The sequence below is a fragment of the Streptomyces sp. NPDC092296 genome (assembly GCF_044755465.1).
GTDB lineage: Bacteria > Actinomycetota > Actinomycetes > Streptomycetales > Streptomycetaceae > Peterkaempfera.
In genome coordinates, this window is record NZ_JBIVRB010000001.1 from 1,019,133 (window position 1) to 1,043,127 (window position 23,995).

Genomic DNA, 23,995 nt, shown 5'->3' on the forward strand with positions numbered 1-23,995 from the left:
TCGGGGCTGCGCGTGACGTCGGCCTTCGAGACCTGGTTGTGGTCTTGAAGGCCGACGTTGTCGTATGGGGTGGGTGCGGATGTCGATGCGGCCGAAGGGATCTGGGGAGATCCCGGCGGAGACGGTGCGGGTGGCTCGGGCCGCGTTCCCGAAGGGGAGCCTGGCGATCCGGGTGCGGGACGAGCTGGGGCCGTTGGCCGGCGCTGGTGTCGGTGTCGGTGTCGCAGTTCGTGGAGGGGCTGACCGACCGGCAGGCCGCCGAAGCGGTGCGGGCCAGGATCGACTTCAAGTACGCCCCCGGGCTGGAACTGGATGATCCGGGCTTCGACTTCTCGGTGCTGTCGGAGTTCCGCGACCGGCTGGCCGGGGCGGACGCCGGGCGGCGGGTGCTGGACGGCATCCTGGCTGCGGCCCGCGAGAAGCGGCTGCTCAAGAGCGCGGGCCGGGCCCGTACGGACTCCACGCACGTGCTGTCGGCGGCGCGTGAACTGTGCTGGCTGGAGATGGTTGCCGAGACGCTGCGGTCGGCACTCAACACGCTCGCCCAGGCTGCCCCTGCCTGGCTGTCCGAGGTGGCCGAGCCGGAGTGGTTCAGGCATTACGCCACGCGGGCGGATGACACGCGATTCTCGGTCAGCCGCGTGAAGCGGGTCGAGGTGGGGATGCGGATCGGCCGGGACGGAATGCGTCCGCTGTCGGCGGTCTTCAGCGCTGACGCCCCCGCCGGGCTGCGCGGGCCTGCCGAGGTGGAGACCCCGCGGCAGATGTGGGTCCAGCACTTCCACCAGGTGGACAGCGAGGTGAGGCGCAGGGACCCAAAAGACCGCCCGCCGGGCGCGCTGCGCCTGGTCGCCCCGTATGACACCGACGCACGCGGCAGCGTGAAGCGCGACACGATGCGGGACGGCTACAAGGTCCACTTCACCGAGGCCTGCGAGCCGGACGCCCCGAACCTGATCACGAACGTCGCCACGGCGGTGGCCACCGTCCAGGACCGGTCGACGGCCGAGACCATCCACCACCAGCTCGCGGCCCGTGACCGCCTGCCCGCCGAGCACTGGGTGGACGCCGGCTACCCCACCGCCCCCGCCCTGGCCAGCGCCCGCCGCGACCACGGCATCGCCTTGCACGGTCCCGTCCAGGCCGACAACAGCGCCCAGACCAGCGCCGAAGGCGGCTTCGGACAGGACGCCTTCACCATCGACTGGGACAACCAGCAGGCCACCTGCCCCGGCGGCCACGCCAGCACCAACTGGAGCGAACGGCCCTCCCAACGAGGCCAGCCGGTACTGCGCGTGGTGTTCTCGGTCAGGGACTGCCGCCCCCGCACCATGCGGCAGGCGTGCATCAACACCCCCAACCCCACACGGGCTCGCGAACCGCGGCTACGCCGCCACGACGAACACCACGCGCTCCAGGCGGCCAGAGCCGAGCAGCACACCGATGCCTGGAAGGAACGCTATAAGGTCCGCGCCGGAGTCGAGGGCACCATGTCCCAAGCGGTCCAACGTTGCGGCCTGCGCAGATCCCGCTACCACGGGCTGGCCAAGACCAGCCTTCAGCACCAGCTCACCGGCGCCGCGATCAACCTCGCCCGCATCGACGCCCACCTCACCCAGACACCCCGGGCCCGCACCCGCACCAGCCACTTCGCAGCACTTCGCCCCGCCGAGCTCATCCTCGACGGGGCGAAGTAGGACCAGGCCCCGAATAAACCAACAGCGTCCCCGGCATGCGTGCGGGGCCGGTCCCGTACCGGGTGGACTCCGGTGCCGAGGCGTCGATTTCGTGTTCGTGCCGTCGACCCTGTAATGTCTTCCTCGCTCGCCCCAATAGCTCAGTCGGCAGAGCGTCTCCATGGTAAGGAGAAGGTCTACGGTTCGATTCCGTATTGGGGCTCCGTAAGACGAAGGCCCCCGCCATCACGGCGGGGGCCTTCGGCGTATCAGATGACCAGTCCGATGCGGCTGTCCGGCGGTCAGCCCAGCGGCGGCGCCAGGACGGTCCGGTCGCAGCGCGAGCGGGCGGCTTTGACGGCCTCACCGTTGGGCCGGTCGTTGCCGGTGATCCGGGCGGCGGTGCGCTCGGCGGAGGAGCCGTTGCCGAGGTGGCGTTCCCGCAGACGGCGTTCGCGCTCGGGGTCGGGCGCCTCGACGTACCAGAGGCCGTGCAGCAGGGCGCGGGCCTCCCGCCAGCCGGGGGCGTCCAGGGCCAGGTAGTTCCCCTCGGTGACGACCAGGCGGCAGTGCGGGTGGACGGTGTGCCGGGCGGCGACCGGTTCGTGCAGCGCGCGGTCGTAGTCGGGCACGTAGACGTCGTGCGGCGGCGCGGCGGCGATCCGGGCCAGCAGGGCGGCGTAGCCGTACGCGTCGAAGCTGGGCGGTGATCCCTTGCGGTCGCTGAGGCCGAGCCGCTGGAGCTGGGCGTTGGACAGGTGGAAGCCGTCCAGCGGGACGTAGGCGGCGGCGCCGGGGCCGAGGCGTTCGCAGGCACCCGCGACCAGGGCGTGCGCCAGTACGGACTTGCCCGCCGCGGGCGGTCCGGCCAGCCCGAGCAGGACGCGCGGCGCGGCGGGGTCGGCCGCCGGGCGCAGGGCGTCGTCGAGCAGGTCGCGCAGGGTGTGGTGGGGCTGTCGCTGCATGGGGACAGCATGCCGTGCGGCACCGCTGACCGACCCGGGGGAGCGGGGCGGCGGCGGATACGCCGGGTGTGTGCTTCGCCTCACAGCGTGAGGAGTGCTGGCGGTACGGGGGTGGGATGCGCTGTGATGGTGCGTCAGACGTCCGGGTTGCTGTCCGGGCGCGGGCGGGTCGGGGTCGGTCGGTGGGTCGGGGTCGGTCGGCGGGTCGGGCGGGGCGGGGACGGAGAGGGGGCGGGTGCCGTGGGCGTCCGGCTTGTGGTGGCGGACGACCACCGGCTGCTGGCGGAGGCGCTGGCGGCGGCGCTTCAGCTGCGCGGGCACCGCGTGCTGGCGGTCGGTACGCCGGTGGGCGCCGCGGTGGAGCTGGTGGCCGGCCGCCGTCCGGAGGTGTGCCTGCTGGGGGTGGCCAGGCCGGGGGAGCCGGGGGCGTTCGACCCGGTGCGGCGGATTCGCCGGGAGCGGCCGGAGGTGCCGGTGGTGGTGATGGGGCCGGTGGTGGACCTGCGGGGTGTGGCGGCGGCGTTCGCGGCGGGCGTGTCCGGCTATGTACGCAGCGATGAGCGCATCGAGGTGGTCGAGCGTGGGCTGACCCGGGCGCGGGCGGGTGAGGCGTCGGTGGCCCCCGAGGTGCTGCGGGCGGCCTTCGAGCAGCTGATGGAGCCGGAGCCGGAGCCGGACGACGAGGCGGTCCGGTTGCGGCGGCTGCTGACCGCGCGTGAGGTGCAGGTGCTGCTGCGGATCGCGGAGGGCGAGGACACCCGGGCCATCGCGGTCGGCATGGGGATCGCGCCCAGCACCGCCCGTACGCATGTGCAGCGGGTGCTGGTGAAGATGGGCGCCCGGACCAGGCTGGAGGCGGCGGCGGTGGCCGCGCGCAGCGGCCTGCTGGAGCGGGTGGGCGCCCGGGTCTGACCGCCCGGCTGCTCCGACCCGACCCCCGCCCCACCCTGGTGGCCGACGCCCGTCCTCAGCCCGCGTCGGCCGGTCCCACGGGCGGCCGTGGGCTGCGCGCGTCTTGGTCGCGCCTTGACGGTTCCGGTGGGTGCAAACCGGCTCTCTGCCGGGCCGTGACCTCCGAACGGCGGCATCCTCCGGCATGTCCGGGGACACGGCGGATTGGAATTGTTGACTGATGATGGTTTGTGTTTGATTATGTTGAGTGACTGTGCTGCTGGGAGAGGCGGAGGCCGTGCGGAAGACGACGACCGAGCTGGCCGACGGACGCGAGCTGATCTACTACGACGCTGCCGGCACGGCCCCCCGGGTGCCCGCCGCCGATCCGCGCCCGCTGGAGCCGACCGCCGCCCTCGCCGAGATCCGCTATGACCCGGTGCTGGACGAGTGGGTCGCCGTCGCCGCCCACCGGCAGGGCCGCATCTACCACCCCCCGGCCGACGAGTGCCCGCTCTGCCCCTCGCGCGACGGCCGGCGCAGCGAGATCCCGGACGCCGACTACCAGGTCGTCGTCTTCGAGAACCGCTTCCCCTCGCTGGCCCGCGACGCCGCCGCGCACTACCCCGGCGACGGCCCCGACGGCAGCCGCACCACCGGCCCGCTGCCGCACCTGGGCCGACCCGGCACCGGCCGCTGCGAGGTGGTCTGCTTCACCCAGGAGCACGACCACTCCTTCGCCGACCTCACCCCCGCCCGCGCCCGCCTGGTGCTGGACACCTGGACCGACCGCACCGCGCAGTTGTCCGCCCTGCCCGGCGTCGCCCAGGTCTTCTGCTTCGAGAACCGGGGCGCCGAGATCGGCGTGACCCTCGGTCACCCGCACGGCCAGATCTACGCCTACCCCTTCACCACCCCCCGCACCGAGCGGATGCTCGCCGCCGCCGCCGCCCACCGCCGCCGCACCGGCCGCAACCTCTTCGAGGACCTGCTCGCCGCCGAACTCGCCCTGCACCGCTCCCCGCAGGATGGCACCGACCGGGTGGTGATCGCCGGTGAGCACTGGACCGCCTTCGTCCCGTACGCCGCCCACTGGCCGTACGAGGTGCACCTCTACCCCAACCGCCGGGTCAGCGACCTCACCGCGCTCACCGAGGCCGAGCGGGCCGAGTTCCCCGGCGTCTACCTGGACCTGCTGCGCCGCTTCGACCGGCTCTTCACCGAGGACGGGCAGCGCGGCCCCACCCCGCCCACGCCCTATGTCGCGGCCTGGCACCAGGCACCGGTCACGCAGTCGGCGGCGGGCGGCTGCCCGCCGTCCGCGAGCGAACTGGCGCTCCATCTGGAGCTGTACACCGTCCGGCGTACGGTGGGCAAACTCAAGTACCTGGCCGGCAGCGAATCCGGTATGGACGTGTTCATCAACGACGTGCCGCCCGAGCGGGCGGCACAGCGCCTGCGGGAGGTCGCACCATGAGCCAGCGCAAGTACCTGGTCACCGGCGGAGCCGGCTATGTCGGCAGCGTCGTCGCCGCGCACCTGCTGGCGGCCGGGCACGCCGTCACCGTGCTGGACGACCTGTCGACCGGTTTCGCGGCCGGTGTCCCGGCGGGGGCCGCCTTCGTCCGGGGGCGGGTGCAGGACGCGGCCGAGGTGCTGGACGGCTCGTACGACGCCGTACTGCACTTCGCGGCCTCCTCGCAGGTCGGGGAGTCGGTGGCCGACCCGGAGAAGTACTGGCGCAACAACGTCGCCGGGTCGCTGGAGCTGGTCTCCGCGATGCGCAAGGCGGGCGTGCCCCGGCTGGTCTTCTCCAGCACCGCCGCCACCTACGGCGAGCCGGAGCGGGTGCCGATCGAGGAGACCGCCCGCACCGCCCCCACCAACCCCTACGGCGCCACCAAGCTCGCCGTGGACCACCTGATCGCCGGGGAGTGCGCGGCCCACGGGCTGGCGGCCGTCTCGCTGCGGTACTTCAACGTGGCCGGCGCCCACGGCCGGTACGGCGAGCGCCACGACCCCGAGTCGCACCTCATCCCGCTGGTGCTCCAGGTCGCCCTGGGGCGACGGCCGCACATCGCGGTGTACGGCGACGACTACCCCACGCCCGACGGCACCTGCGTCCGCGACTACATCCACGTCGCCGACCTGGCCGAGGCCCATCTGCTGGCGCTGGACGCCGCCCGGCCCGGCGAGCACCTGGTCTGCAACCTGGGCAACGGCAGCGGCTTCTCGGTCCGCGAGGTCATCGAGGCCGTCCGCCGGGTCACCGGCCGACAGATCCCCGCCGTCACCGCCGCCCGCCGCCCCGGCGACCCGGCCGTGCTGGTCGCCTCCGCCGAGCGGGCCAGGTCGGTGCTCGGCTGGCGGCCGACCCGCACCGACCTGGACGGCATCGTCGCGGACGCCTGGACGTTCGCCCTCGCCCTGGAAGGGAAGCAGCCATGACCACCGCCACCGACGCGGCCCCGCACCGACGCCGTGTACCGGCCGAGGACTTCCGGGCCGTCTACGCCACCGCCCCCGACGGCGTCTGGGCCGCCCCGGGCCGGGTCAACCTGATCGGCGAGCACACCGACTACAACGACGGCTTCGTCCTGCCCGTCGCCCTGCCGCACACCACCCGGGCCGCCGTCCGCCGCCGCGACGACGGCGTCCTGCGGCTGCACAGCGCCCAGGGCGACGGCGCGGTCACCGAACTCCGCGTCGACGCCCTCACCCCCGGCGCCGTCCCCGGCTGGGCCCGCTACCCCGCCGGGGTGGTCTGGGCGCTGCGCGACGCCGGGCACCCGGTCGGCGGCGCCGACGTACACATCGACAGCGAGGTGCCCACCGGCGCCGGCCTCTCCTCCTCCGCCGCGCTGGAATGCGCCCTGGCCACCGCGTACGACGACCTGTACGCACTCGGGCTCGCCCCCGCCGCACTCGCCGTCCTCGCCCAGCGCGCCGAGAACGCCTTCGTCGGTGTGCCCTGCGGCGTCATGGACCAGATGGCCGCCACCTGCTGCGCCGAAGGCAGGGCGCTCTTCCTGGACACCCGCGACCTGACCCAGCGCCAGGTCCCGCTGGACGTGGCCGCCGCCGGGCTGCGGCTGCTGGTCCTCGACACCCGGGTCAAGCACGACCTGGCCGACGGTGCCTACGCCGGGCGGCGGGCCGGCTGCGAGCGGGCCGCCGCCCTGCTCGGCGTCCCCGCCCTGCGCGACATCGCCCCGGCCGGGCTGGACGCGGCGCTGCGGCGGCTGCCGGACGGCGAACTGCGCTCCCTGGTCCGGCATGTCGTCACCGAGGACGCCCGGGTCCAGCAGGTGATCGCACTGCTGGACGCCGGTGACCTGCGCGGGATCGGACCGGTGCTCACCGCCGGGCACGCCTCGCTGCGTGACGACTTCCGGGTGTCCTGCCCGGAGACCGACCTCGCGGTGCGCACCGCCGTCGCGGCGGGCGCACTCGGCGCCCGGATGACCGGCGGCGGCTTCGGCGGCTCGGTGCTCGCCCTGGTCACGGAGGGGGACACCGAACGGGTCGGGCGGGCGGTCAGCGAGGCGTTCGCCGCCGCCGGGCACCGCGCCCCCCGGGCGTTCACGGCGGTGCCGTCGGCCGGGGCCCGCAGACTCGGCTGAACCCGGGCCGACCAGGGCCGCACTTCACCGAATCCCCACCCGCGCGCCGTCCCGGCCCGTACGCTGAACCCCGGCGCCGGGGCGGCGTGAGCCGGGCGCGTCAACCGGTCCTTGACCGAGCCGCCCGGTCGGACCCCGAGGCAGGGGAGAGCTCCGTGGGGCGGGTCCGTGTCCTGGTGGTCGACGACCACCGCATCTTCGCCGAGGCGCTGGCCACCGCGCTGGCCGCCGAGCCCGATGTCGAGGTCGCGGCCGTCGGCAGCGCCACCGCCGCCGAACGCGCACTGCGCCGGGCCGCCGCCGAGGGGCGCGCCTTCCACGTCATGCTGGTGGACGCCGACCTCACCGACCCGGCCGCACCGCCCCGGGCCGCCGCCCCCGACCGGGCCGCCCGGCTGCCCGAACCGCCGCTGCCGCGGACACCGCCGGCCGACGCCGCCCCGGACGGCATCACACTGGCCGCCCGCTGCCGCGCCGCCCACCCGGACCTGCGGGTCGTGGTGCTGGCCGGCGCGGACGACCCGAGCCGCGCCGTACGCGCCCTCCAGGCCGGGGCGGGCGGCTGGGTCGCCAAGGAGAGCTCGCTCGGCCGCCTGCTGGCCGTCGTACGCGGGGTGCTCCGGGACGAGACCCACCTCCCGCCGACCCTGCTCACCGGAGTCGTCCGCGAGCTGACGGCGGTCCGCCGCGACCGTACCGAGAGCGAGCGGCTGGTCGAGACGCTCACCCCCCGGGAGCAGCAGGTGCTGCGCTGCATGGTGGCCGGGCTCGGCCGCCAGGCGGTCGCGGACCGGCTCTACCTCTCCCCGCACACCGTGCGGACCCATATGCAGAACGTCCTGGGCAAACTCGGCGTGCACTCCACGCTCGCCGCCGTCGCCCTGGCCAGACGAGCCGGCGTCGGCCCCGCCGAGACCGTCCCGGCGCCGGCGGGCGGCTGAGCGCCCCGGCTGCGCCGGCCCCCGCCCGTCCGCTCCGAGCCGGCGGTGGCCGTCCCGGCGCCGCCGTACCCGGAAGGCTGCTGACCCCCGCCGGCGCTCAGGGCACGCAGCGGCTAGCGGTTCAGGGCACGCAGCGGTTCAGGGCACGTTGTCGAACGGCGCGACCAGTCCGCGCAGCAGCCCGGCCAGCTCCTTGCGCTGCGCGGGCGTCAGCTCGGCGAGCAGCGCCCGCTCGTGGTCCAGCAGCCCGGCCAGCGCCTCGTCGGCCCGGTTGCGCCCCGCGTCGCTGAGCCGGACCAGCACTCCGCGCCGGTCGCCCGGGTCCGGGAGCCGCTGCACCAGCCCCTTGCCGGCCAGTCGGTCGATGCGGTTGGTCATGGTCCCCGAGGTGACCAGGGTCTGGGTGAGCAGCTGGCCCGGCGAGAGCTGGTACGGCTCCCCGGCCCGGCGCAGCGCGGTCAGGACGTCGAACTCCCAGGGCTCCAGTCCGTGCTCCGCGAACGCGGTACGGCGGGCCCGGTCCAGGTGCCTGGCCAGCCGACTGACCCGGCTGAGCACCTCCAGCGGTTCCACGTCGAGGTCAGGGCGCTCTCGGCGCCATGCGGCCACTAGGCGGTCGACCTCGTCCTCCATGGCGATCAGTGTAGTGGCCGGTGTGTCGAGGTGAAGTCTCTTGACATCGAGAAAGTCGGCGGGCAGGCTGCAACTATCTTGATGTCGAGATACTTCAGGGAGCCACCGCCATGTCCGACACCCGCTGGGACCCCGCCCAATACCTCCGATACCAGGACGAACGCACCCGCCCGCTCATCGATCTGCTTGCCCGCATCCCCGCCGGCCTCCGCCCCCGCCGCATCCTCGACCTCGGCTGCGGCCCCGGAAACTCCACCGCCCCACTCCGCCACCGCTGGCCCGACGCCCACATCACCGGCCTCGACAACTCCCCCCGGATGCTCGCCGAAGCCCGCGCCGCCCACGCCGGACCCAACCCCGGCGGCACCGGCAGCACCGACTACGCCGAAGCCGACGCCCGCGACTACGACCCCGCCCCCGAACAGCCCGACCTCATCGTCTCCAACGCCCTGCTGCAATGGGTCCCCGACCACATCGACGTACTCGACGACTGGCTCCGCGCCCTGCGCCCCGGCGGCGTCCTCGCCTTCCAGGTCCCCGGCAACTTCGACGCCCCCAGCCACACCCTCCTCGCCGAGCTGCGCACCAGCCCCCGCTGGCACGACCTGGTCGGCACCGGAGCCCGCCGCGACGCCGCCGTCCACCAGCCCGGCGACTACCTGGCCCTGCTCGCCGCCCACGGCTGCACCGCCGACGTCTGGGAGACCACCTACCACCAGCTGCTGCCCGGCACCGACCCGGTCCTGGAGTGGGTCAAGGGCACCGCGCTGCGGCCCGTGCTCAGCGTCCTCGGCCCCGAGGACCGCGACCTCTTCCTGCGCCAGTACCGCGACCTGCTCCGCCGGGCGTACCCCACCGGCCCGTACGGGACCGTCTTCCCGTTCCGCCGCATCTTCGCCGTCGCCCGGCGGCCCGCCTGACCCCCACCGCCCGCCTGACCCCCACCGCCCGGCTGACCCTCGGCGGCCCGCCCGACCCCGGGCGGCCGCCTCCCGCAGCTCAGCTCTTGCGGTCGCCCATCAGCCGGGGGCGGCGCTCCATCCCCTCCAGGCCGTGCCAGGCCAGGTTCACCAGATGCGCCGCCACCTCGGCCTTCTTCGGCCGCCGCACCTCCAGCCACCACTGACCGGTCAGCGCCACCATCCCCACCAGCATCTGCGAGTACATCGGCGCCAGCTTGGGATCGAACCCCCGCGACTTGAACTCCAGCCCCAGGATGTCCTCCACCTGCGTGGCGATATCGCTGATCAGCGACGCGAAGGTACCCGTCGACTGCGCCACCGGCGAATCCCGCACCAGGATGCGGAAGCCGTCCGTCGACGTCTCGATGTAGTCCAGCAGCGCGAACGCCGCCTCCTCCAGCAGCACCCGGGGATGCCCCCCGGTCAGCGCCCCGGTCACCATGTCCAGCAGCAGCTGCATCTCCCGGTCCACCACGACCGCGTACAGCCCCTCCTTGCCGCCGAAGTGCTCGTACACCACCGGCTTGGACACCCCGGCCTTCGCCGCGATCTCCTCCACCGACGTGCCGTCGTAGCCCCGCTCCGCGAACAGCGTCCGGCCGATGTCCAGCAACTGCTCCCGCCGCTGCTTGCCCGTCATCCGCACCCGGCTGCCACGCCGGACCGGCCGGCGCTCCCGGCCGGACGGCGCACCCTCCGCCGCCCGGCCGGCCGTACCGTCTGCGCTGCTGCCGCTGCTCCCGTTCACGCCTACATTCTTATGCAACCGCCGAGGCGGGGGAGGAGTCATTCCGCCCGGCGGGACGCGACCCGCTCCCGGTCCGGCCAGCGGACGTCCCGTGCCCACCCCGCCAGCTCGAACCAGCGGATCACCCGGGCCGAGGAGTCGACCTGGCCCCGGAGGACGCCGTGCCGGGCCGAGGTCGGGTCCGCGTGGTGCAGGTTGTGCCAGGACTCGCCGCAGGAGAGCACCGCCAGCCACCAGACGTTGCCGGACCGGTCGCGGGACCGGAACGGCCGCTTGCCGACCGCGTGGCAGATGGAGTTGATCGACCAGGTGACGTGGTGCAGCAGCGCCACCCGCACCAGCGAACCCCAGAAGAAGGCGGTCACCGCGCCCTGCCACGACCAGGCCAGCAGACCGCCGACCAGCGGCGGGATCAGCAGCGAGACCAGCGCCCAGAGGGCGAACTGCCGGGAGATCCGGCGGATGTCGTTGTCCTTGATCAGGTCGGGCGCGTACTTGCGCTGGTCGGTCTGCTCCTCGTCGAACATCCACCCCATGTGCGCCCACCACAGGCCCTTGAGCAGCGCCGGCACCGTCTCGCCGTAGCGCCACGGCGAGTGCGGGTCGCCGTCCTTGTCGGAGTACCGGTGGTGCTTGCGGTGGTCGGCCACCCAGCGGACCACCGGGCCCTCGATCGCCAGGCTGCCCGCGATCGTCAGCGCGATCTTCAGCGGGCGGTTGGGCTTGAACGAGCCATGGGTGAAGCAGCGGTGGAAGCCGATGGTGATGCCGTGGCAGGCGACGAAGTACATCACCGTCATGATCACCAGATCCCGCCACCCCACCCCCCAGCCCCAGGCCACCGGCACGGCGGCGACCAGCGCCGCGAACGGCACCACGATGAACGCGGCGAGTGCCACCCGCTCGGGGATGCCCTGGGTGTCACCCGCCAGGGTCGCGAGCGGAAGCGGATCGGTCTCGTCGGGGCGTGTCTCGGTGGACGGAGCGGTCATGGGCGTCCCTTGCTGCTGGTAGGACTGCGGGATCGGGCGCGAACCGGCACGTCGTGGGCCGCCTACGGCGGCGTAACTTACGCCATCGTAAGTTGGCCCACTCCCCAGGGGAAGGCCACCGCCGCCGGACGAGCGACTTGAGCGGAACCACTCGAACGTGTGATCCACCCTCGATCCCCCGCCCAACCCCACCCCGAGCGTCGAAGCTTGCCCCATGGACACCGAATCCGAACTCAAGGAGAAGGCCGTCGCCCTCCGACGTGGTGGCATGAGCCGTCGGCAGATCCGCGACGTGTTGGGTATCCGCAGTGACGAGAAGGTCGGGCGGCTGCTCCAGGGGGAGCCGCCACCGGAATGGACCAGAAGGCCGCGAGCCAAGGATGGTCTGCGGCAGCAGGCACGGGAACTGAGGGCGCAGGGCAGGAACTACGACGAGATCAGCGGGGCACTGGGCGTTTCCAAGAGCTCGGTCTCCCTCTGGGTCCGGGACCTGCCGAAGCCGCCGCAGCTGCCAGCCGCCGAGCGTGCTCGCCGAGCGGCGGAGGCTCGGTGGGAACCGTTGCGGCGCCAGCGGGAGGAGGAGCGAAGGTTGACCAAGGCCGCTGCCGCTCGTGAGGTCGGGGCCCTGTCCCCCCGGGACCTGTTCATGACGGGCATTGCCCTCTACTGGGCCGAGGGGGCGAAGGACAAGCCGTATGCCCGAAGGGAAAAGGTCCGCTTCACCAACAGCGATCCGGATGTGATCTCCCTCTTCATCGCCTGGCTGGACCTTCTTGGCGTGCAACGGTCGCGTCTGCGGTTCTACCTGCACATCCATGAGTCAGCAGATGTCGCAGCTGCGGAGCAGTACTGGATGGAGCGGGTGGAGGCAGACAGGACGCAGTTCGGTAAGACCATCCTCAAGAAGCACAACCCCGTCACAAACCGGCAGAACGTGGGAACTGCCTACCGCGGCTGTCTGGCTGTCGGGGTGCTCAACGGGGCGGAGCTGTACCGGCGGATCGAAGGGTGGTGGTCCGGGATAGTGGTGGAGACGACGCGCCTGAGCCCGTAGTCTAGGGTCGCTTTCCCCGGTTGCTCTGCTGGCACGGGCGGCAGCACTTTGAATGCTGTTTTCGTAGGTTCGATTCCTACCCGGGGAGCTCCTTGGCCGAGCCGCCGAACCGGTGCACCGGTACTCTGAAGCAGCTCGGCGGACTGTGCGGAGGCCGTCCGGTCAGCTCCGGCCGGGTGACCCCGACCCCCAGTGATGCCAGGAGCCTCCCGCGTGAGTGCCAACTCTCCCGCCGCCGTCATCGTCCTCGCCGCGGGTGAGGGGACCCGGATGAAGTCGCCGTCGCTGCCCAAGGTGCTGCACACCATGGCCGGCCGGAGCCTGGTCGGGCATGCCGTGGCGGCCGGGCGGGAGCTGGGGCCGGAGCAGCTGGTGGTGGTGGTCGGGCATCTGCGGGAGAAGGTCGCGGCGCACCTGGCCGAGGTGGACCCGGCGGTCCGGATCGCCGTGCAGCAGGAGCAGCGCGGCACCGGGCACGCGGTGCGGGTGGCGCTGGAGTCGCTGGCCGAGGACGGGCTGCCGGTGGACGGCACAGTGGTGGTGACCGTCGGAGACACCCCGCTGCTGACCGGTGCGACGCTGCGGACGCTGGTCGCGGAGCACGCGGCCCGGGGCAACGGCGTGACGGTGCTCGCCGCCGTGGTGCCGGACGCCACCGGGTACGGGCGCATCCTGCGGGACGGTGACGGCGCGGTCGCCGCGATCGTGGAGCACGCGGACGCGACCGGGGAGCAGCTGGCGATCACCGAGATCAACTCCGGGGTGTTCGCCTTCGACGGCAAGCTGCTGGCCGAGGCGCTGGCCCAGCTGGGCACGGACAACAGCCAGGGCGAGGAGTACCTCACCGACACCCTGGAGATCCTGCGGGCGGCCGGGCACCGGGTGGGGGCCGTGGTCGCGGCGGACCACCGGGACATCCTGGGGATCAACGACCGGGTGCAGCTGGCCCAGGCCCGCCGCATCCTCAACGACCGGCTGCTGGAGCGCGCGATGCGGGCCGGGGTGACGGTGGTGGACCCGGCGACGACCTGGCTGGACGTCGAGGTGACGTACGAGCCGGACGTGGTGCTGCACCCGAACACCCAGCTGCACGGGGCGACCTCGCTGGGCGAGGGCGCGGAGGTCGGGCCGAACTGCACGCTGACCGACACCTCGGTGGGCGCCGGGGCGCGTGTGAGTAACGCCACGGCGGATCGGGCCGAGATCGGCCCGGAGGCGTCGGTCGGCCCCTACGCCTATCTGCGGCCGGGGGCCCGGCTGGCCCGCCGGGCGAAGGCCGGCACCTATGTGGAGATCAAGAACTCCGAGCTGGGCGAGGGCGCCAAGGTGCCGCACCTGTCGTACATCGGGGACGCCGAGATCGGTGAGGGCAGCAATGTCGGCGCGGCCTCGGTGACGGTCAACTACGACGGCGTCAACAAGCACCGCACGGTGATCGGGGCGCACTGCCGGACGGGTTCGGACAACATGTTCGTGGCCCCGGTGACGGTCGGGGACGGTGCCTACACGGCGGCCGGTTCGGTGATCACCAACGATGTGCCGGCGGGCGCGCTCGGGGTGGCCCGGGGGCAGCAGCGCAACATCGAGGGCTGGGTGGAGCGGCGGCGCGAGGGTACTACCTCGGCGCGGGCCGCGGCGGCGGCGCGCGAGGCGGGCTCGGGGCCGGCGGCCGGTCCCGGGGCGGACGTCACCGGTACGGGCGCGTAACCTGGTGAACATGCGTGCGCTGCGGGTCCGTCGCCCGGTCTGCGGCTGCGTTTCCCTTTTTGAACGGCCAGTCGCCCGGTTCTGGAGCGTGGACCCGCGTGCGGCAGCAACCGAGGAGACGGTGCAGTGACCGGCATCACCACGTCCGGTGAGAAGAACCTTCGACTCTTCTCCGGCCGCGCCCACCCAGAGCTGGCGCGTGAGGTCGCGGAGCAGCTGGGGACCGAGCTGGTTCCGACCAAGGCGTTCGACTTCGCCAACGGTGAGATCTATGTCCGCTTCCTGGACTCCGCCCGTGGTGCGGACTGCTTCGTGATGCAGAGCCACACGGCTCCCATCAATCAGTGGATCATGGAACAGCTGATCATGATCGATGCGCTGAAGCGGGCCTCCGCCCGGAGCATCACCGCGATCCTGCCGTTCTACGGGTACGCCCGCCAGGACAAGAAGCACCTGGGCCGCGAGCCGATCTCGGCCCGGCTGGTCGCGGACCTGCTGCGTACGGCGGGTGCGGACCGGCTGATGGCGGTGGACCTGCACACCGCCCAGATCCAGGGCTTCTTCGACGGCCCGGTGGATCACCTGTTCGCGCTGCCGCTGCTGGCGGACTACGTCGCCACCCGGGTGGCGGCGGACCGGCTGACCGTGGTCTCGCCGGACGCGGGCCGGGTCCGGGTGGCCGACCAGTGGTCGGACCGGCTCGGTGCGCCGCTGGCGATCATCCACAAGCGCCGCGACCCCAATGTGGCGAACAAGGTGATGTCCGCCGAGGTGGTCGGTGATGTGCAGGGCCGGGTGTGCGTGCTGGTCGACGACATGATCGACACCGCCGGCACCATCTGCGCCGCCGCCGACGCGCTCTTCGACAACGGCGCGGCGGACGTGATCGTGGCCGCCACCCACGGTGTGCTCTCCGGTCCGGCCGCCGACCGGCTGAAGAACTCCCGGGTCAGCGAGTTCGTCTTCACCAACACGCTGCCGACCCCGGCATCGCTGGAGCTGGACAAGGTGACGACGCTGTCGATCGCCCCGTCGATCGCCGCCGCGATCCGCGAGGTGTTCGAGGACGGCTCGGTGACCAGCCTCTTCGAGGGCGTGCACTGACCGGCGTGTCCTTACCGACCTGCCGGCCCACCGCGCTGATTGCTGCACCGACCGCTGCTCAGACCGCTGTACGACGGCCCGCCGCCGGGTGTTCCCGGGGCGGGCCGTTGGGCTGTCCGGGTGTGGGGGAGAGGGGGCGATTTCGTCCTTGCCTGGGGCTACGGGTAGACTTCTAGGGTTGCTCGGCGAGGGAGGCCGTACGGCTCGCGAGGGCTCTGCTTCCGTGATCGACGCGCTGCTTGCGGGTTTTTTGAGCGTGATGCCGCCTGCGCGTTGCCGCCGAGTGAACTGCCCTGAATCTTCTGAGGGTGTGGTTCCGGCGGCTTTTCTGTTGTTCCGTCCGCACCCCCGCGTACACCACGAGGAGTGCTGTCGTGTCCGAGGTCCGTCTTGCCGCTGAGCCCCGTACCGAGTTCGGCAAGGGCGCTGCCCGCCGTGCCCGCCGCGCAGGTCTGGTCCCGGGTGTCGTCTACGGTCACGGCCAGGCGCCGGTTCACGTGAACCTGCCGGGCCACGACCTGATGATGGCGCTGAAGACCCCGAACGTGCTGCTCTCCGTGCCGCTTGAGGGCAAGGACGAGTTCGTGCTGCCGAAGGCCGTGCAGCGCGACGCGATCAAGGGCTTCCTGAAGCACGTCGACCTGCTGCTGGTGCGCCGCGGCGAGGCCGTCACCGTCGAGATCCCGCTGCTGACCGAGGGCGAGCTGGCCCCCGGCGGCAACCTGCTGGAGCACGTGCTCAACACCCTGCCGGTGGAGGCCGAGGCCACCCACCTGCCGGAGAGCGTCACCGTGTCGGTCGAGGGCCTGTCCGCCGGCGCCTCCATCCTCGCCAAGGACCTGGTGCTCCCCAAGGGCACCACCCTGGCCGTCGACGCCGACACCGTCGTGCTGCACGTCGTCTCCGCCCAGGCCGAGGCCCCGGCCGAGGGTGAGACCGAGGAGGAGGCGGGCGCCGAGGCCTGACCGGCCGGCTGTCCGCTCGGCCGCTGCCCCGGCCCGCTCCGGCGGGTCGGGGCAGCGGCGTGCCCGGGGGCGGGAGCGGTGCCGGCGGGGGCCGATGGAGGTGTGCCAGCGGGGGGTGTGCCAGGGGCCGGTCCGGCGATGATGGTGGCCGGCCGGGTCGATGACGGGAGCGGAGCAGACGATGAGCAGCGGTGGCGACGGTTACACGGGTCCGTGGCTGGTGGTGGGCCTGGGCAATCCGGGCGACGAGTACGCCAGGAACCGGCACAATGTGGGCTGGATGGTCGCGGACCTGCTGGCCCAGCGGATGGGCGGCAGGTTCAAGGCGCACAAGAGCCGCAACCAGGTGCTGGACGGCCGGCTGGGCGGGCAGCGGGTGGTGCTGGCCAAGCCCATGACGTACATGAACCTGTCCGGCGGCCCGGTGACGGCACTGCGGGACTTCTACAAGGCGCCGACCTCGGCCCTGGTGGTGGTGCACGACGAGCTGGACCTCGACTTCGGTGCGCTGCGGCTGAAGCTGGGCGGTGGCGACAACGGCCACAACGGCCTCAAGTCGATCACCAAGTCGCTGGGGCCGGACTACCACCGGGTGCGGTTCGGGGTCGGCCGGCCGCCGGGTCGGATGCAGGTGGCGGACTTCGTGCTCAAGGACTTCTCGGCCACCGAGCGCAAGGAGCTGGACTGGTTCGTGGACCGGGCGGCCGACGCGGTGGAGGGGCTGCTCGGCGACGGGCTGGAGCGGGCGCAGCAGACGTACAACTCCTGAGCGGACGGCGGGCCGTCCGCCGACTGACGCGCTGTCAGTGGAGCTGCTGCACAATCTCATTGTCGTGTGCAGCAGTTGTGTCGGGTCGTGGCCGAAGTGTTACCCGCGTGCCGTCGAGCGGGTTCTGTCCGGGTGCGGGGCGGTTTGGGGGCGATGGTCTGTCCGGTCCGGTGGGTTTGTCACTTCTGGGGAGAATTGATTTCGCTCCCTTGCGGTATGACGATGGGTCGTGTTCCTGGGCCCGGCGTCTCAGCGCCTTCTCCCCCCTCCGGCCCTTCCGCCGCCGGATGCCGCCTGACCATCCCGTCCGGGCCCCGCGCGACCAGATCTAAGGGGTACGTGTGTCCAACTCGCGACGCACCCGTGCGGCGCAGTTCCTCGGCGCCGCGGCAATCACCACCGCTGCGGTCCTCGGCGGCGCCGGCTCCGCGCAGGCGGCCTCCTCGGACGCCGAGCAGGTGCCGAGCGGGCAGTTGCGCCCGGCGTCCGCGGAGATGACCCCGCTGCTGGCCGACACCGGCAGCCGGGACACCGGTCTGCTGGTCGTCTACGCGGGGCTGCTGCTGGCGGCCGGGGGCGGGGCGATGTGGGCGCTGCGGCGCCGTCAGGAACCGGTCGGTCTCTGACCGGTCGGTCGGCTGTTGTCGGCCGTCCACCCATTGACAACGGCCCGTGCGTACATTGACGATGCTTGATGCGCCTGGGATCGGTGTGTCTCCGCGCTGCTGTCGAGCCCAGGTAACTGCTCCGCAGACCCCGCTCCGCCGCGGCACCCGCTCACCGAGGCGCCACAATCTGAGACCAGAGGGGTCAGAGTGTCCATATCTCTTCGCGTCAACACGACGCGTCTGCTGAGCGTCGGTGCCGCCACCGTCGCTCTCTCCGTGGCCGCCGTTTCGCCCGCGCTCGCCTGCGCGCACGGCACCGGCCAGGGTGGCAAGCACTGGGGCGGCCACACGCTGCCGGTGCACAACGGCGGCCACAAGCCCAAGGAGTGCGACCTGTCGGTCGCGAACAACAAGCCGCTGACGCCCGGCAAGGACGGCAAGGTCCACGTCGACGTCAAGGCGACCGGGCAGGGCGAGTGCACCGTCTCGCTGGCCTCGTACCTGACCCACGGTCCGACCTGGGAGACCTCCGGCAAGCAGGTCTTCCAGGACTACGACTCGGTGACGCTCAAGGCCGGGAAGACCGGTCGGCTCAATGTGAACCTGCCGGACGCGGGCTGCTTCGCCCAGGTGGACCTGTACAAGGGCGACACCCAGTTCGACGGCGGCAAGGGCCCCGGCCACGGTCCGCTGCCGGAGGGCCCGGACCACGCCGTGATCAAGGAGCTGCTGATCTCCTCCTGGAACGGCGGCACCAAGGACTGCACCACCCCGCCCGGTGGGAACACCACGGGCGGCAGCACCACCGGCGGTGACACGACCACGGGTGGCGACACCACGGGCGGTGGCGACACGACCACCGGTGGGGACACCACGGGCGGCGGTGACACCACCACGGGTGGGGACACCACGGGCGGCGGTGACACCACCACGGGTGGGGACACCACGACCGGCGGTGACACCACCACGGGTGGGGACACCACGACCGGTGGGGACACCACGGGTGGCGACACGACCACGGGTGGGGACACCACGACCGGCGGTGACACCACCACGGGTGGCGACACCACGGGCGGCGGCGACACGACCACCGGTGGGGACACCACGACCGGCGGCGACACCACCACCGGTGGCGACACCACCACGGGTGGCGACACGGCGACCGGCGGCGACACCACCGGCGGCACCCCGAGCAGCCCGGCCACCGATACCCCGTCCGACTCGGCCTCCCCGAGCGGCGCGACGTCCGGTGCCGTGGACGCGACCTCGTCCGCCAGCCCGGCGCCCGGCACCGAGCTGGCCAGCACCGGCAGCAGCGGCACCGGCACGCTGGCCGGCATCGCCGGTGCGCTCGCCGTCGCCGGTGGCGCGGTGCTGTTCTTCGTGCGGCGCGGCCGCGCGGCCCGGCACTGACCCGGTCCCGTACCGCACAGTCGGCCCCGTACGGCAGCCGAACCCGTACCGCAGGAAGGCCCGCCCGCTTCGCACCACGCGAAGCGGGCGGGCCTTCCGCCGTTCCGGACCGGGTCAGCCGGTGTTGCGCAGCCCGGCCGCGATGCCGTTGACGGTCAGCAGCAGCGCGCGGGAGACCAGCGGGTCCTCCTCGGCGCCCCGGGCCGCGTCCTCCCGCTGGCGGCGCAGCAGGGCCACCTGGAGGTAGGAGATCGGGTCGAGGTAGGCGTCGCGGACGGTGAAGGTCTGCTTGAGCACCGGGTTGTGCTCCAGCAGCTCGTTCTCACCGGTGAGCCGCAGCACCTCCTTGAGCGTCAGGTCGTGCTCCGCCTCGATGTCGGCGAAGACGTGCCGGAGCTCGGCGGGGACCAGCTGGTCCACGTAGTGGCGGGCGATCCGCAGGTCGGTCTTGGCCAGCGTCATGGCGACGTTGGACAGGAAGTTGCGGAAGAAGTGCCACTCGCGGTGCATCTCGTCCAGGACGTCGCCCAGGCCCGCGTCCCGGGCGGCGGCCAGGCCGGCGCCGACGCCGTACCAGCCGGGGACGATCTGCCGCGACTGCGTCCAGCCGAAGACCCACGGGATGGCCCGCAGGCCGTCGAGACCGGCGCCCGAGTCGGGGCGGCGGGAGGGCCGGGAGCCCAGGTGCAGCGAGGCGAGCTGGTCGACGGGGGTGGCGGCGAAGAAGTACTTCGGCAGGTCGGGGTCCTCGACCAGCGTGCGGTACGCGGTGTGGGACGCCTCGGAGACGGTGTCCATGCAGGCGTCCCAGCGGGCCAGCGCCTCGGCGGACTGCCGGGGCGCGGTGTGCAGCGCGGACGCCTGGAGGGTGGCGGAGACGGTGAGCTCCAGGTTCTCCCGGGCCAGCGAGGGGATCAGGTACTTGTCCGAGATCACCTCGCCCTGCTCGGTGACCTTGATCTCGCCGTCCAGGGTGCCCCACGGCTGGGCGAGGATCGCCTCGTGGGAGGGGCCGCCGCCACGGCCGACGGTGCCGCCGCGGCCGTGGAAGAGCCGCAGCCGGATGCCGTACCGCTTGGCCACGTCGCGCAGCCGCCGCTGGGCCCGGTGGATCTCCCACTGGGAGGTGGTGATGCCGCCGAACTTGGAGGAGTCGGAGTAGCCGAGCATGACCTCCTGGACGTCGCCGCGCAGCGAGACCAGCAGCCGGTACGAGGGGTCGGCCAGCATCTCGTCCAGGATGCGGTCGGCCTGCTGGAGCTCGTCGGTGGTCTCCAGCAGCGGCACGATGCCGATCCTGGCGACGCCGGAGTGCAGGTCGATCAGACCGGCCTCGCGGGCCAGCACGGCGGCGGCGAAGACGTCGTCGGCGCCCTGGCACATGGAGATGATGTAGCTCTCCACGATCTCGTCGCCGAACCGCTCGAAGCCCTCGCGGATGGTCTGGAAGACACCGAGGGTCTTCGCCCCGGCCGCGTCCAGCGGCGCCGGGCTGGGGGCCAGCGGGCGGCGGGACTTCAGCTCCCGGGCGAGCAGGCGCTGCCGGTAGTCGCGGGGCATGTCCTCGTACCGCCACGCCTCCTCGCCCAGCCGGTCGAAGAGCTGGCCGAGCGCGTGGTGGTGGGCCTCGGCGTGCTCGCGGACGTCCATGGTGGCGAGCTGGAGGCCGAACGCCTCGATGGTGCGGATGGCGCGGCCCAGCCGGCCGTCCGCGATCAGGCCGCCCCGGTGGGCGTGCAGCGACTCCTGGATCAGCTTGAGGTCGGCGATCAGCTCCTGGGTGCCCACGTAGTCGCGGCCGGGCTGGTGGGCGGTGCCGGCGGCGAGCCGCTCGCGGGTGTTGACCAGCTTCTGCCGGACGCAGGTGGCCTTGAGCCGGTAGGGCTCCTCGGCGTTCATCCGCTTGTAGCGCGGGCTGAGCTCGGGCAGCACCTCCAGGTCGGCGGCGAGCGAGTCCAGCAGCTCCTGGGAGGCGCCGGCCAGCCGGACGGAGGTGGAGAGGGTCGCGCGGAGGTCGTCCACGGTCTCCAGCGCGTCCTTGATCCCGTACTCGTGCTGGAGGATCAGCACATCGCGGGTGACCGCCGGGGTGACATTGGGGTTGCCGTCGCGGTCGCCGCCGATCCAGGTGCCGAAGGTCAGCGGCCGGACGCCCTCGGGGAGCGCCACGCCGACCCGGGCCAGCTCCTCGTGCAGCTCCTCCAGCACCTCGGGGACGGCCTGCTTGTACAGCTCGTCCAGGTAGTAGACGGCGTTGCGGGCCTCGTCGGTGGGTTCCGGGCGGGCGATGCGCAGCTCGTCGGTCTGCCACAGCAGGTCGATGACCTCGGCCAGCCGCCGGTCCGCCTGGCGGCGGGCTGAGGTGACGCGGGCCGGGTCGACCTCGGCGAGGCCGGAGGCGACATGCTCGCGGTGGATCTTGTCGAGCAGTTCGCCGATCCGGCGCAGCTTGTTGAGCACGCTGCGGCGGGCGGCCTCGGTGGGGTGCGCGGTGAAGACCGGCCGTACGGAGAGGTGGGCCAGCGTGTCCGCGAGGTGCTGCGGGTCGGCTTCGGCGAGCTGGTCGGCGGTCTGCGAGAGCAGCGACCCCTCGCGGGCGCGCAGTACGGACAGCTCATGGCCTCGGTGCACCTGCTCGGTGACGTTGGCCAGGTGGAAGTAGGTGGAGAACGCCCGGACGAGCTTGCCCGCGGTTTCCAGGTCGGTCTGCTCCAGCAGCCGGGCGGCGGCGGCGCCGTCGCTGCGGGTGAGCCGGCGGACCTCCTCCACCAGGTCCAGCAGCTCCTGCCCTTCCTGGCGGACCAGCGTCTCACCGAGCAGGTCTCCGAGGCGGCGGATATCGGCCCGCAACGCCGCGTTGGCGGCGAGGGCGGCGGGGTCGTTCTCTGCCGCGGGGCGTTCGGCCGAGGTGGGGACCGGTGCGGTCACGGCTTGCTCCCTTTGCTCATGGATACGGCGACGGGACGGTACGGGCGCCGCCGCGCACCCCGCGGAGGGCGGCAGGGCCCGCCCGGGAGGCGGCACCTGCCCGATGCGGAGTTCTCGGCGGTGTCCGGCGTTGCGCCGCTGAGGCGGTGTTGCCGCCGCAGCGGGTGCGGACCGCGCTGTCCGACGCGACCAGCATAGGTCGCCGGGTCCCTTCGCAGGTCGACGAGGTCGGATGCCGGACACGGCGCCCCGGGGTCGGGGAGCGGCGCCGGGGGCGCGTGACCCCGGGGCGGGGGCGGCTTGGGGCACGGGGGGACCGGTCCGGTGGGGGCGGCGCCTAGGCTGGTGCCCATGAGCATCTCGACGGGGGAGGCCGCACCGCCGGGCGGTCCGTGGTGGTGGGAGCGGCGGCGCAGCATGGCGCTGGACGTGCTGCTGGCGGTGCTGGCGGCGGTGGAGTGCGGCATCGGGGCGGAGAGCTTCGCCGTCGAGCGGTTGGACTGGAGCGGCTGGGTGGCCTACGGCGCGTTCGTCGTGGGCGCGGTGGCGGGCGGCTCGCTGCTGGTGCGGCGGCGGCGGCCGGTGGTGCCGGTGGCGGTGGCGCTGGTGTTCGTGCCGGGCATGGTCGGGGTGGTGCTGCTGGTCGTCTCCCTCTACACGCTGGCCGCCTGCCGGGATTGGCGGGCGCGGCGCCGTACGGTGACCTGGCTGTCGGCGGTGGCGTTCGTGGAGACGCTGACGATGCTGCTGGGGACGTTCCTGGGCCGGCCGGCGCCCGGCGAGCACGCCACGCCGCAGTGGCTGCTGGGCTTCCTGGCGCTGGTGGTCGCGGTGGGGCTGACGGTGCCGCCGGTGGTGCTGGGGCTGTACCTGGGGGCGCGGCGCCGGCTGGTGGAGTCGCTGCGGGACCGGGCGGAGGGCCTGGAGGCCGAGCTGGGGCTGCTGGCCGAGAAGGCGCAGGAGCGGGCCAGGCGGGCCCGGATGGAGGAGCGCACCCGTATCGCACGGGAGATGCACGACGTGGTGGCGCACCGGGTGAGCCTGATGGTGGTGCACGCGTCGGCGCTGGAGCGGATCGTCGCCAAGGACCCGGGCCGGGCGGCGGAGAGCGCCAGGCTGCTGGGCGACGTGGGCCGCCAGGCGCTGGACGAGCTGCGGCAGATCCTGGGCGTGCTGCGGATGTCCGAGGGCGAGACGGGCGGCGCCGCGCCGGTCGCGCGGTCCCGGGCGGTCGGCGGTGCGGACACTGTTGCGGACGGCGGTGCGGACGGTGGTGCGGCGGGCTCGGGCGGGCCGGGGCTGGCCGACCTGGCGAGCCTGGTGGACCAGTCGCGGTCGGCGGGGCTGCCGGTGCGGCTCACGCTGAACGGGGCCCGGCGGGCGTTCACGGCGCAGGCCGAGCACACCGCGTACCGGGTGGTGCAGGAGGCGCTGACCAACGCCCACAAGCACGCCACCGGCGCGGACACCCTGGTGACGGTGGCGTACGTGCCGAACGGGGTGCGGATCACCGTGCACAACACCCGCCCCGGGGACGCCCTGCGAGCCGACGCCGACCGCCCGCCGCTGCCCAGCGGCGGCAACGGCCTGGTCGGCATGCGCGAACGGGTGTCCGCCCTCGGCGGCACCTTCGCCGCCGGCCCGGTGGACGGCGGCGGCTTCCTGGTCGAAGCGGTACTGCCCTCCCGCCTCGCCATCCAACCGGCCCGCCTGCTCCGCGAACCGGTCGAGCCCACCTCCTAGCCCGGCAGCCCCCCAGGGGCGCGAGATCCCCGTACGGTCCGCACCCGATCCCACTCGACCAGCCCGGCACCTCCTCAGGGGCGCGGGGAACTGCGCGAGATCCCCGTACGGTCCGCACCCGATCCCACTCGACCAGCCCGGCACCTCCTCAGGGGCGCGGGGAACTGCGCGAGATCCCCGCACGGTCCGTACCCGATCCCACTTGACCAGCCCGGCACCTCCTCAGGGGCGCGGGGAACTGCGTGAGATCCCCGCACGGTCCGCACCCGATCC

General features: G+C 73.1%; 19 protein-coding genes, 2 tRNA genes and 1 pseudogene. 17 read left to right on the forward strand and 5 right to left on the reverse strand.

Annotated features, from left to right (window positions below):
* The first annotated feature begins 79 nt into the window (after positions 1-79).
* Together ACIQGZ_RS04745 and ACIQGZ_RS04750 are read left to right on the forward strand one after the other, a co-directional pair.
* Positions 80-1,697 (forward strand): annotated as a pseudogene (locus tag ACIQGZ_RS04745) (transposase).
* A 129-nt stretch (positions 1,698-1,826) separates the two neighbouring features.
* Positions 1,827-1,899: transfer RNA gene (locus ACIQGZ_RS04750), tRNA-Thr, on the forward strand.
* A gap of 79 nt (positions 1,900-1,978) precedes the next feature.
* Here the strand turns inward: ACIQGZ_RS04750 and ACIQGZ_RS04755 are convergent.
* Complete coding sequence (locus tag ACIQGZ_RS04755; protein ID WP_402599361.1) at positions 1,979-2,641, reverse strand: nucleoside/nucleotide kinase family protein; 663 nt, start codon at positions 2,639-2,641, stop codon at positions 1,979-1,981.
* Positions 2,642-2,881: 240 nt separating this feature from the next.
* Here ACIQGZ_RS04755 and ACIQGZ_RS04760 point away from each other — a divergent pair, with 240 nt between their 5' ends.
* From ACIQGZ_RS04760 to ACIQGZ_RS04780, 5 genes are all read left to right on the forward strand, one after another.
* On the forward strand, positions 2,882-3,553 hold the full coding sequence (locus tag ACIQGZ_RS04760) for a response regulator transcription factor (RefSeq protein ID WP_402599362.1): 672 nt from the start codon (positions 2,882-2,884) through the stop codon (positions 3,551-3,553).
* Positions 3,554-3,830: 277 nt separating this feature from the next.
* Positions 3,831-5,009, forward strand: coding sequence for a galactose-1-phosphate uridylyltransferase (gene galT, locus ACIQGZ_RS04765; RefSeq protein WP_402599984.1), 1,179 nt, complete (start codon positions 3,831-3,833; stop codon positions 5,007-5,009).
* Positions 5,006-5,980 carry a UDP-glucose 4-epimerase GalE gene (galE, locus tag ACIQGZ_RS04770; RefSeq protein WP_402599363.1) on the forward strand — a complete coding sequence of 325 codons (975 nt, stop codon included), beginning with the start codon at positions 5,006-5,008 and terminating at the stop codon, positions 5,978-5,980. The genes galT and galE overlap by 4 nt, the downstream gene beginning before the upstream one ends.
* A complete protein-coding gene (gene galK / locus ACIQGZ_RS04775; protein WP_402599364.1) occupies positions 5,977-7,155 on the forward strand; it encodes a galactokinase in 1,179 nt (392 codons plus the stop codon). The genes galE and galK overlap by 4 nt, the downstream gene beginning before the upstream one ends.
* Positions 7,156-7,310: 155 nt before the next feature.
* A complete protein-coding gene (locus ACIQGZ_RS04780; protein WP_402599366.1) occupies positions 7,311-8,096 on the forward strand; it encodes a LuxR C-terminal-related transcriptional regulator in 786 nt (261 codons plus the stop codon).
* A 138-nt stretch (positions 8,097-8,234) separates the two neighbouring features.
* Here ACIQGZ_RS04780 and ACIQGZ_RS04785 read toward each other — a convergent pair whose 3' ends face one another.
* Positions 8,235-8,729: a MarR family winged helix-turn-helix transcriptional regulator gene (locus ACIQGZ_RS04785; RefSeq protein ID WP_402599367.1), complete on the reverse strand. Its 495-nt coding sequence runs from the start codon at positions 8,727-8,729 to the stop codon at positions 8,235-8,237.
* Positions 8,730-8,839: 110 nt separating this feature from the next.
* On the opposite strand from ACIQGZ_RS04785, the gene ACIQGZ_RS04790 reads away from it, so the two are divergent.
* Positions 8,840-9,649 (forward strand): trans-aconitate 2-methyltransferase, encoded by an 810-nt coding sequence (locus ACIQGZ_RS04790; RefSeq protein ID WP_402599369.1) that lies wholly within the window; start codon positions 8,840-8,842, stop codon positions 9,647-9,649.
* 79 nt (positions 9,650-9,728) lie between these two features.
* Here ACIQGZ_RS04790 and ACIQGZ_RS04795 read toward each other — a convergent pair whose 3' ends face one another.
* Both ACIQGZ_RS04795 and ACIQGZ_RS04800 read right to left on the reverse strand, forming a co-directional pair.
* The gene (locus ACIQGZ_RS04795) at positions 9,729-10,481 is read right to left on the reverse strand and encodes a TetR family transcriptional regulator (protein ID WP_402599371.1); all 753 of its coding nucleotides are present in this window, start codon (positions 10,479-10,481) and stop codon (positions 9,729-9,731) included.
* The gene (locus tag ACIQGZ_RS04800) at positions 10,478-11,431 is read right to left on the reverse strand and encodes an acyl-CoA desaturase (protein WP_402599372.1); all 954 of its coding nucleotides are present in this window, start codon (positions 11,429-11,431) and stop codon (positions 10,478-10,480) included. Before ACIQGZ_RS04800 ends, ACIQGZ_RS04795 begins: the two co-directional genes overlap by 4 nt.
* Before the next feature lie 214 nt (positions 11,432-11,645).
* Here ACIQGZ_RS04800 and ACIQGZ_RS04805 point away from each other — a divergent pair, with 214 nt between their 5' ends.
* From ACIQGZ_RS04805 to ACIQGZ_RS04840, 8 genes are all read left to right on the forward strand, one after another.
* A complete protein-coding gene (locus ACIQGZ_RS04805; RefSeq protein WP_402599373.1) occupies positions 11,646-12,485 on the forward strand; it encodes a hypothetical protein in 840 nt (279 codons plus the stop codon).
* Positions 12,486-12,498: 13 nt separating this feature from the next.
* Positions 12,499-12,573: transfer RNA gene (locus tag ACIQGZ_RS04810), tRNA-Gln, on the forward strand.
* A gap of 125 nt (positions 12,574-12,698) precedes the next feature.
* Entirely contained in the window at positions 12,699-14,192 is a 1,494-nt protein-coding gene (gene glmU, locus ACIQGZ_RS04815; RefSeq protein WP_402599374.1) for a bifunctional UDP-N-acetylglucosamine diphosphorylase/glucosamine-1-phosphate N-acetyltransferase GlmU, read from the forward strand.
* 126 nt (positions 14,193-14,318) lie between these two features.
* Positions 14,319-15,296, forward strand: a complete 978-nt coding sequence (locus ACIQGZ_RS04820) for a ribose-phosphate diphosphokinase (RefSeq protein WP_402599375.1) — start codon at positions 14,319-14,321, stop codon at positions 15,294-15,296.
* Between the two features lie 374 nt (positions 15,297-15,670).
* Complete coding sequence (locus tag ACIQGZ_RS04825; RefSeq protein WP_402599377.1) at positions 15,671-16,261, forward strand: 50S ribosomal protein L25/general stress protein Ctc; 591 nt, start codon at positions 15,671-15,673, stop codon at positions 16,259-16,261.
* Positions 16,262-16,442: 181 nt separating this feature from the next.
* Entirely contained in the window at positions 16,443-17,030 is a 588-nt protein-coding gene (gene pth / locus ACIQGZ_RS04830) for an aminoacyl-tRNA hydrolase (protein WP_402599378.1), read from the forward strand.
* A 341-nt stretch (positions 17,031-17,371) separates the two neighbouring features.
* On the forward strand, positions 17,372-17,656 hold the full coding sequence (locus tag ACIQGZ_RS04835) for an LPXTG cell wall anchor domain-containing protein (RefSeq protein ID WP_402599379.1): 285 nt from the start codon (positions 17,372-17,374) through the stop codon (positions 17,654-17,656).
* A 189-nt stretch (positions 17,657-17,845) separates the two neighbouring features.
* A complete protein-coding gene (locus tag ACIQGZ_RS04840) occupies positions 17,846-19,051 on the forward strand; it encodes a hypothetical protein (protein WP_402599381.1) in 1,206 nt (401 codons plus the stop codon).
* 114 nt (positions 19,052-19,165) lie between these two features.
* Here the strand turns inward: ACIQGZ_RS04840 and ppc are convergent, their stop codons facing one another.
* Entirely contained in the window at positions 19,166-21,979 is a 2,814-nt protein-coding gene (gene ppc, locus ACIQGZ_RS04845; RefSeq protein ID WP_402599383.1) for a phosphoenolpyruvate carboxylase, read from the reverse strand.
* A gap of 351 nt (positions 21,980-22,330) precedes the next feature.
* Between ppc and ACIQGZ_RS04850 the strand changes: the two genes are divergently transcribed.
* Positions 22,331-23,722 (forward strand): sensor histidine kinase, encoded by a 1,392-nt coding sequence (locus ACIQGZ_RS04850; protein WP_402599385.1) that lies wholly within the window; start codon positions 22,331-22,333, stop codon positions 23,720-23,722.
* Positions 23,723-23,995: the final 273 nt, after the last annotated feature.

Coding starts and splice junctions, on each gene's coding strand:
- ACIQGZ_RS04755 (WP_402599361.1), bottom strand. CDS start 2,641: ATGCAGCGACAGCCCCACCACACCCTGCGCGACCTGCTCGACGACGCC.
- galE (WP_402599363.1), top strand. CDS start 5,006: ATGAGCCAGCGCAAGTACCTGGTCACCGGCGGAGCCGGCTATGTCGGC.
- galK (WP_402599364.1), top strand. CDS start 5,977: ATGACCACCGCCACCGACGCGGCCCCGCACCGACGCCGTGTACCGGCC.
- ACIQGZ_RS04785 (WP_402599367.1), bottom strand. CDS start 8,729: ATGGAGGACGAGGTCGACCGCCTAGTGGCCGCATGGCGCCGAGAGCGC.
- ACIQGZ_RS04790 (WP_402599369.1), top strand. CDS start 8,840: ATGTCCGACACCCGCTGGGACCCCGCCCAATACCTCCGATACCAGGAC.
- ACIQGZ_RS04795 (WP_402599371.1), bottom strand. CDS start 10,481: ATGACTCCTCCCCCGCCTCGGCGGTTGCATAAGAATGTAGGCGTGAAC.
- ACIQGZ_RS04800 (WP_402599372.1), bottom strand. CDS start 11,431: ATGACCGCTCCGTCCACCGAGACACGCCCCGACGAGACCGATCCGCTT.
- ACIQGZ_RS04805 (WP_402599373.1), top strand. CDS start 11,646: ATGGACACCGAATCCGAACTCAAGGAGAAGGCCGTCGCCCTCCGACGT.
- pth (WP_402599378.1), top strand. CDS start 16,443: ATGAGCAGCGGTGGCGACGGTTACACGGGTCCGTGGCTGGTGGTGGGC.
- ACIQGZ_RS04850 (WP_402599385.1), top strand. CDS start 22,331: ATGAGCATCTCGACGGGGGAGGCCGCACCGCCGGGCGGTCCGTGGTGG.